The following is a 7,674-nucleotide window of genomic DNA, read 5'->3' on the forward strand; positions in this document are numbered from 1 at the left end:
ATGATACTTGTCATCGACAATTATGATTCGTTTACGTATAACCTGGTTCAATATTTGGGGGAGCTCGGCGAGGAAGTCAAGGTTTACCGGAATGATGAGATCGACATCGCCGGCATCGAAGCGTTGGCGCCGGACCATATCCTGATATCGCCGGGACCGTGCACGCCGAATGAAGCGGGCATTAGTCTGGACGTGATTTCGCATTACAAAGGGATCATTCCCATCTTCGGCGTCTGCCTCGGCCATCAGGCGATCGGGCAAGCCTTTGGCGGCAACGTCATCCGTGCGGAGCGCCTCATGCATGGAAAAACATCCGCCATCCAACACACAGGAGAATCGGTCTTCGAAGGTTTGCCGGTTCCGTTCACCGCAACGCGATATCACTCGCTGATCGTTGAGAAGGAGACCCTCCCCGAGGAGCTGGAGATTACCGCCTGGACGGAAGAGGGCGAAATCATGGGGCTTCGGCACAAGCATTATCCCGTGGAAGGTGTACAGTTTCATCCGGAATCCATCATTACCGACCATGGCCATCAGATGCTGCGCAACTTCCTGAAGCGCACGGCTGGCGCTAAGGCATGAAATATATAGGCATGAACGGCGGCATCGTTGAAGCTGCCGACGCGGTCATACCTGTGATGGATCATGGGCTTTTATATGGAATGGGTCTATTCGAGACCTTCCGCACGTATCAGGGGAAGCCCTTTTTGCTAGAGCGGCATTTGAACCGGCTGACGGACAGCTGTCGGGAGCTCGGGATCGCCCACAAGGCGGATGCCGAGAGGATCAGCGGCTGGATTGCCGAGCTGATGGAGGCGAACGGCCTTCAGGATGCCTATATACGGTACACCGTAACCGCAGGAGAAGGATTGCTCGGTTTGCCTGCCGGAGATTATGCGAAGCCGGCCGAGGTACTATTCGCCAAAGAGCTGCCGGCCGCCAACGCTGCGCTCTACGAGACAGGCAGAGCCATGAGGCTGCTGTCCCTACCGCGGAACACGCCGGAATCATCGGTCCGGATGAAATCCCTGCATTATATGAACAATATACTCGCAAAGCGGGAATTGGCAAAATATCCGGAACCATCGGGTGGTCCGGCAGAGGGGCTGATGTTAACTTCGGCGGGAGACGTGGCCGAAGGCATCGTCAGCAACGTCTTTTTCGTCAAGAAGGGGCGTTTATATACGCCGGACGTGGGTACCGGCATTTTGCCGGGGATTACCCGGGCGGTGGTGCTGGAATTGGCTGCCGATCTTGGCATCGAGGCCGAAGAAGGCCGTTATGGTTGGGATGTATTTACCGGAGCGGATGAAATATTTACGACAGGCTCTGTTCAGGAGATTGTTCCGGTCACGACGTTGATTGGAGTTGAAGGTGAGGCACTGACCATCGGACAAGGAGTGGCCGGCCCGATAACCCGTACATTGCTGTATGCGTATAGAAGGAAAGCAGGGCTTGATATATGAAAACAACCATCTATGAACGTGAATATCGTTTGAGCAAGGACGCTGAGTTAAAGCTCGGTCAATCGACGCTCATTATGGGCATATTGAATGTGACGCCGGATTCGTTCTCGGACGGAGGCCGTTATAACGACACGGAGCGAGCAGTTGAGCATGCGCTTCAGCTGATTGAGGAGGGAGCCGACATCATCGATATCGGCGGGGAATCGACGCGGCCGGGACACGAGCCGGTTGGAGCTTCAGAGGAGCTTGCCCGCGTAATCCCAGTTATTGAAGCTATTCACCGGCACGCGCCGCAAATTCCGTTGTCGATTGACACCTATAAAGCGGAAGTGGCGCGTCAGGCTATTGGAGCGGGGGCTCATATCATTAATGATATCTGGGGCTTTAAAGACGATCCTGATATGCCTAAGACGGCGGCAGAGCTCGGATGCCCCGTCATTCTTATGCATAATCGACGCGATCGAAATTACACGAATCTGATAGAAGACGTAAAACGCGATTTGCTGGAAAGCGTCGAAATTGCGCGCGCTGCCGGTGTGCAGGATCACCAAATTTTGCTTGATCCGGGCATCGGTTTTGCTAAGGACTATGACGAGAACATGAAAGTGATGGCATCTCTCGATCAGCTTGTGGGGCTGGGGTTTCCGGTACTGCTGGCTACCTCCCGCAAAAGGTTTATCCAAACCGCGCTTGGAGCTCCGGCACAAGACGTGCTGGAAGGAACGGCAGCCACCGTCGCATACGGGATTGCGCAAGGCTGTCAGATCGTTCGGGTGCACGACGTGAAGCATATGAAACGGACAGCCATGATGTGCGATGCCATGACTTACGCTTCAACGGAGCTTCAACGCAACTAATTTTTTGGGATCAAGGATGGAAGGGCGGAGTACGAGATGGATAAAATGATACTGAGCCGCATGGAATACTACGGCTACCACGGTGTGTTTGAGGAAGAGCGGAAGCTGGGCCAACGTTTCTATGTGGATCTTGAGCTGGAGATGGATTTGAGCAAAGCCGCGAAGACGGATGATCTGACGTTAACGGTAAATTATGCCGAGATTCATGAACTCCTGCTGGAGATTATGCGGACGGAGTCGTTCCGCCTGATTGAAGCTTTAGCGGAGCATATTGCATCTAAGGTATTGGACACTTATACTATTATCGATGCTTTAACGGTCCGATTGACGAAGCCGCACCCGCCTTTTGACATTCATTTTGAAGGTGTGACCATTGAGCTGCACCGGACCAGGAAGTGAGACGATCATGAATTCACACGCCACCTCTGAGTGTTCAGAGGCTTATATTGCTTTAGGGGCCAATTTGGGAGACCGCGAGGGGAACCTGATGGAGGCTTTGGAACGGTTGGATGAAGTGCCAGGCATTGAGGTAGAGCGCGTATCCAACCTGTATGAGACCGAACCGGTCGGTTACGTGGATCAGCCGATGTTCCTTAATATGGCCGCAGCCGTGTCGACATCGCTGAGTCCCCATGAGCTGCTTGCCGTAATGCAGCAAATCGAGAAACAGCTCGGCCGGGTCCGTCATATTCACTGGGGACCGCGGACGGTGGATCTGGATCTGTTATGGATGGAAGGACGCCGTCTGGATACGCCGGACCTCATTCTGCCGCATCCCCGCATGCAGGAACGGGCTTTCGTTCTCAGGCCGCTGGCCGATATCGTGTCTGAGCCTGAACCTTCTGGTCTGTACCCCGTGGTGAAGACAGCACTTGAGAACCTGGAAGGAAAGGAAGGAATTCAGCTTTGGAAAACAAGCAGCTGGCGCAGCGTATCCGCGCTTTCCGAAAATTGAAGGGTTTGACCCAGCAAGAGCTCGCCGAGCGATCCGGTATTTCTCTGGCTGTTCTTGGCGCAATCGAACGGGGGAACCGCCGTGCCGAGGAGCAGATGCTGGCTCAGATTGCCGACGTGCTGGAGATTACGTTGCAGGAGCTTAAGGAACGGAGCTAGATTATCTATCGTGAAGGGATTCAGGTTTATTTTTTAGAAACCCTGCCATTAATATAGGAAGATGTCTTTTGGATGGGATCTGCAAGAATGAGTAAATGTTGCGGACTGGACGATTGCGCGATTCATGGGTATGATGGTTTGGTTTGAAACTTAGGGGATTTCACGCTCGAGAAGCGGGATCCTTCGACTATAAATATTTGAAAATAAAGGAGGGAAATTTGGAATGGATCAATTGAAAATCGGAAACGTTGAGATGAAAAACCAAGTGGTTCTGGCGCCGATGGCTGGCGTGTGCAATCCGGCGTTCCGATTGATCGCGAAGGAATTCGGCACCGGTCTGGTCTGCGCTGAAATGGTCAGCGGCAAGGCGATCGTTCACGGCAACAAGCGCACCCAGGAAATGCTGTTCGTCGACGAGCGGGAGAAGCCGTTGAGCCTGCAAATTTTTGGCGGCGACCGCGTATCCCTGGTGGAAGCGGCCAAAGTCGTCGATCAACAGACCAATGCCGATATCATCGACATCAACATGGGCTGCCCTGCACCGAAGGTAACGAAGATGGATGCGGGAGCGCGCTGGCTTCTGGATTCGAACAAAATCTATGAGATGGTCGCGGCGGTTGTCGATGCCGTGAACAAACCGGTCACGGTGAAGATGCGCACAGGCTGGGATAGCGATCATATCTATGCTGTCGAAAATGCGCAGGCTGTCGAACGGGCGGGCGGTCAAGCCGTCAGCGTTCACGGACGTACGCGCGAGCAGCTCTACACCGGGCACGCAGATTGGGACATCATTCGCCAAGTGAAAGAAGCCGTCTCCATTCCGGTTATCGGCAACGGCGACGTAGTGACGCCGGAAGATGCGCGACGGATGCTGGATACGACGGGATGCGATGGCGTCATGATCGGTCGTGGAGCGCTGGGGAATCCTTGGATGCTGTACCGTACCGTGGAATACCTGAAGACGGGCCAGCTGCTGTCGGATCCGTCTCCCCAGGAGAAAATCCGGATTGCCATCCTGCATATGGACCGGCTGATCGCCCTGCGCGGCGAAGCGGTAGCGGTTAGGGAGATGCGCAAGCATCTTTCCTGGTACTTGAAAGGGCTCAAGGGATCGGCTCGCATTAAAGATATTATTATGGAAGAAACGAAGCGCGATGAATTGGTCAACCTTCTGAACAACTTTGTGAACAATCTGGAGAACCATGAAGAATCGGCAAAAAGCGTATACCCTCAAGCCGCTGCGGCGATTGGATAATACGAGGTGCAGGCTGTTAACGGTTGCGTGTATGCGACATCCGTGACAGCCTTTGCGCGCATTGACTTTTTGAAATGGTTCCCATATAATCTTTCAGTATAAATTCAAGAAATTGAGCAGGCATCAGAGGGAAGTTCTGATCCCCAAGAATTCGCATATAGTATGTTGATACCGTGGTTTAAATTATTTACATGACAGGAGAATCGGTTAATGAGCGATAAAGAAGTCATTCTTACCCAGGACGGTCTGAAGAAACTGGAGGACGAACTTGAGAATCTGAAGTCTGTGAAGCGCCGCGAGGTGGCTGAACGGATTAAAGTTGCCATCGGTTATGGCGATATTAGTGAAAACTCCGAATATGAAGACGCCAAGAACGAGCAAGCCTTTATCGAAGGCCGGATTATTACGCTGGAGAAAATGCTCCGTAATGCGCGCATCATCAACAACGATGATATCAATACCGATGTAGTCGGCGTGGGCAACACGGTGATCGTGGAGGATTTGGAATTTGGCGACACGATGGAATATACCATTGTAGGTACGGCTGAATCGGATCCGCTTAACAACAAAATCTCGAACGAGAGCCCTGTCGGCAAAGCGATTATCGGCAAGCAAAAAGGATCGGTTGTGGATGTTAACGTTCCTGCGGGCGTTATTCAATATAAAATTGTAGACATTAAGAAGTAAGTCGGAATGTGGTGTAGAAAGCTTCCTTCGGGGGGCTTTTTTAAATAGGTTAGGGCCGGGTTGAGGGCTTAATGGAGGGATGGCATGTCTTGAAATGGCTGCCCTACCGTTAAGTCCTTGCCGAATGTGTACGGGATTCACAATGGAAGCGAAATGAAGGAGATGAATGACGATGACGGAAGAAATGAACAACCAGGAACAAGAACAGGAGTTAAGTGAGCTTTTGCAAATCCGCCGCAACAAATTGGACGAGCTTCGCAAGCTGGGCATCGATCCGTTTGGCGGAAAATACGAAAGAGAACATCACGCAGGTGATATTCTGAAACAGTACGACGAGCTCTCCAAGGAAGAGTTGGAAGAGAAGCAGGTGGAAGTGAACCTGGCTGGACGGATTATGGCTAAACGCGGCATGGGCAAGGCTTCTTTTGCCCATATTCAGGATTTGAGCGGCCGGATTCAGATTTATGTTCGCCAGGATTCCGTTGCAGAAGCGCAGTATGAAGCATTCAGCATCCTTGATCTGGGTGACATCATCGGGATAAAAGGGGTCTTGTTCAAGACCAAGACCGGTGAAACTACCGTGAAGGTGAAGGAGCTGGAGGTTCTTTCGAAATCGCTGTATCCGCTCCCTGAGAAATTCCATGGTTTGAAGGATGTAGAGCTCCGTTATCGTCAGCGTTACGTCGACCTGATCATCAATCCCGATGTGCAGAAAACCTTCATTACCCGTTCCCGGATTATCCAATCGATGCGCCGTTACCTGGATTCCCAAGGCTATCTTGAGGTGGAGACCCCGACCTTGCATTCCATCGCTGGCGGTGCGGCGGCACGCCCGTTCATCACGCATCATAATGCGCTCGATATGGAACTGTATATGCGGATCGCAATTGAGCTCCATCTGAAGCGCCTGATTGTGGGCGGACTTGAGAAAGTGTACGAAATTGGCCGCGTATACCGGAATGAAGGGATCTCTACCCGTCATAATCCGGAGTTTACGATGATTGAGCTTTATGAAGCTTATGCGGACTACAAAGATATTATGGCACTGACCGAGAATCTGATTGCCCATATCGCCCAAGAGGTGCTGGGCACGCAAGTCATTTCCTATCAAGGGCATGAAGTGGACCTGACGCCGCAGTGGCGCCGCGTATCCATGGTGGATGCGGTAAAAGAAGTTGTCGGCGTAGACTTCAGCGTGGACATGTCCAACGAGGAAGCGCACCGTCTTGCCAAAGATCACAAAGTTCCGGTTGAGCCGCATATGACATTTGGTCATATTTTGAACGCGTTCTTTGAGCAATTCGTAGAAGAGACGCTGATTCAGCCGACGTTCGTAACCGGTCACCCGGTTGAGATTTCGCCGCTGGCGAAGAAGAACGACGTGGATCCGCGGTTCACGGATCGCTTTGAGCTGTTTATCGTGGCGCGCGAACACGCCAATGCATTCTCGGAGCTCAATGATCCGATTGATCAGCGTCAGCGTTTTGAAGCGCAGATGAAGGAGAAAGAGCAGGGCAATGACGAAGCGCACGAGATGGATGAGGATTTCTTGCGTGCCCTGGAATATGGTATGCCGCCAACAGGCGGACTTGGCATCGGGATCGATCGTCTGATCATGCTTCTGACCAATTCCCCGTCCATTCGCGATGTCTTGCTGTTCCCGCACATGCGTAATAAGGAGTAGGTTTTGCTCCTTTCATAGATAGAAAAGAGGCAGTCGGCTATAGCTTTCTATAGCCGACTGCCTCTTTTGTGCATAGAGCGCGTTTTTGTTGTAAAGCTGTGCTACATTCACTTGGTACAATGTATCAACACGTAATGGCCTGGGTGTTTAGGCGTTGTCTGCTTGGCGCCTTTGATACTTGGTTGGGGACCAACACGAATGGAGCAGCTAAAGATGATGGCCTGCAGTGGACCGTCATTCTGGGGACTCATATACAGCTTCAGTTATACCTATGCCCGATAAGCAGACAGAATTAGATGGACTTAATGAGTCATATCAGGCAAGTAAATAAGTGGATAAATTTTCCTTGTTTTTAATTTGCGAAAAAGGGTTGCATATAGGCGGATGCCATGGTATATTATATTTCCGGCCAAGAAATACGGCCTGGAACAAATGCTTGGATCAACAAGCTGAAATGAATTTGAAAAATAAATTCAAAAAAAAGCTTGCAATGATCGAGCGGATGTGATAAGATATAAGAGTTGCTAACGAGATAACTTGTTGGTGACAAACGAAGAAGTTGATCTTTGAAAACTGAACAACGAGTGAGTAAAACGAACCACTTCGGTGGGA

Annotated in this window: 10 protein-coding genes; 9 read left to right on the forward strand and 1 reads right to left on the reverse strand. The window is 51.3% G+C overall.

Going from position 1 to position 7,674, the window contains the following annotated elements:
• The 9 genes from pabA to lysS all read left to right on the forward strand — a co-directional run bounded on the left by pabA (position 1) and on the right by lysS (position 7,062).
• The gene (gene pabA, locus RB297_RS30720; RefSeq protein ID WP_375122078.1) at positions 1–582 is read left to right on the forward strand and encodes an aminodeoxychorismate/anthranilate synthase component II; all 582 of its coding nucleotides are present in this window, start codon (positions 1–3) and stop codon (positions 580–582) included.
• On the forward strand, positions 579–1,466 hold the full coding sequence (locus RB297_RS30725) for an aminotransferase class IV (protein WP_375122079.1): 888 nt from the start codon (positions 579–581) through the stop codon (positions 1,464–1,466). Before pabA ends, RB297_RS30725 begins: the two co-directional genes overlap by 4 nt.
• Complete coding sequence (gene folP, locus RB297_RS30730) at positions 1,463–2,323, forward strand: dihydropteroate synthase (RefSeq protein WP_096777309.1); 861 nt, start codon at positions 1,463–1,465, stop codon at positions 2,321–2,323. The genes RB297_RS30725 and folP overlap by 4 nt, the downstream gene beginning before the upstream one ends.
• 36 nt (positions 2,324–2,359) lie before the next feature.
• On the forward strand, positions 2,360–2,722 hold the full coding sequence (gene folB, locus RB297_RS30735) for a dihydroneopterin aldolase (protein ID WP_009591901.1): 363 nt from the start codon (positions 2,360–2,362) through the stop codon (positions 2,720–2,722).
• Positions 2,723–2,729: 7 nt separating this feature from the next.
• The gene (folK, locus tag RB297_RS30740) at positions 2,730–3,278 is read left to right on the forward strand and encodes a 2-amino-4-hydroxy-6-hydroxymethyldihydropteridine diphosphokinase (protein ID WP_375122080.1); all 549 of its coding nucleotides are present in this window, start codon (positions 2,730–2,732) and stop codon (positions 3,276–3,278) included.
• Entirely contained in the window at positions 3,230–3,436 is a 207-nt protein-coding gene (locus RB297_RS30745) for a helix-turn-helix domain-containing protein (RefSeq protein ID WP_012818334.1), read from the forward strand. Before folK ends, RB297_RS30745 begins: the two co-directional genes overlap by 49 nt.
• Before the next feature lie 223 nt (positions 3,437–3,659).
• Positions 3,660–4,691: a tRNA dihydrouridine synthase DusB gene (dusB, locus tag RB297_RS30750; RefSeq protein WP_096777308.1), complete on the forward strand. Its 1,032-nt coding sequence runs from the start codon at positions 3,660–3,662 to the stop codon at positions 4,689–4,691.
• 210 nt (positions 4,692–4,901) lie between these two features.
• A complete protein-coding gene (greA, locus tag RB297_RS30755) occupies positions 4,902–5,378 on the forward strand; it encodes a transcription elongation factor GreA (RefSeq protein WP_009591919.1) in 477 nt (158 codons plus the stop codon).
• A gap of 172 nt (positions 5,379–5,550) precedes the next feature.
• Positions 5,551–7,062, forward strand: coding sequence for a lysine--tRNA ligase (gene lysS / locus RB297_RS30760; protein ID WP_375122081.1), 1,512 nt, complete (start codon positions 5,551–5,553; stop codon positions 7,060–7,062).
• A 397-nt stretch (positions 7,063–7,459) separates the two neighbouring features.
• On the opposite strand, the gene RB297_RS30765 is transcribed toward lysS, so the two are convergent.
• Positions 7,460–7,674 (reverse strand): hypothetical protein (locus RB297_RS30765; RefSeq protein ID WP_375122082.1); only part of this gene is annotated, 215 nt, incomplete at its 5' end.

The sequence above is a fragment of the Paenibacillus sp. CR_12 genome, from assembly GCF_041953985.1.
GTDB lineage: Bacteria > Bacillota > Bacilli > Paenibacillales > Paenibacillaceae > Paenibacillus_AQ > Paenibacillus_AQ lautus_A.

Excerpts from the sequence above, each read along its gene's own strand:
- pabA (WP_375122078.1), top strand. The coding sequence starts at position 1 with ATGATACTTGTCATCGACAATTATGATTCGTTTACGTATAACCTGGTT.
- RB297_RS30725 (WP_375122079.1), top strand. The coding sequence starts at position 579 with ATGAAATATATAGGCATGAACGGCGGCATCGTTGAAGCTGCCGACGCG.
- folP (WP_096777309.1), top strand. The coding sequence starts at position 1,463 with ATGAAAACAACCATCTATGAACGTGAATATCGTTTGAGCAAGGACGCT.
- folB (WP_009591901.1), top strand. The coding sequence starts at position 2,360 with ATGGATAAAATGATACTGAGCCGCATGGAATACTACGGCTACCACGGT.
- folK (WP_375122080.1), top strand. The coding sequence starts at position 2,730 with ATGAATTCACACGCCACCTCTGAGTGTTCAGAGGCTTATATTGCTTTA.
- dusB (WP_096777308.1), top strand. The coding sequence starts at position 3,660 with ATGGATCAATTGAAAATCGGAAACGTTGAGATGAAAAACCAAGTGGTT.
- greA (WP_009591919.1), top strand. The coding sequence starts at position 4,902 with ATGAGCGATAAAGAAGTCATTCTTACCCAGGACGGTCTGAAGAAACTG.
- lysS (WP_375122081.1), top strand. The coding sequence starts at position 5,551 with ATGACGGAAGAAATGAACAACCAGGAACAAGAACAGGAGTTAAGTGAG.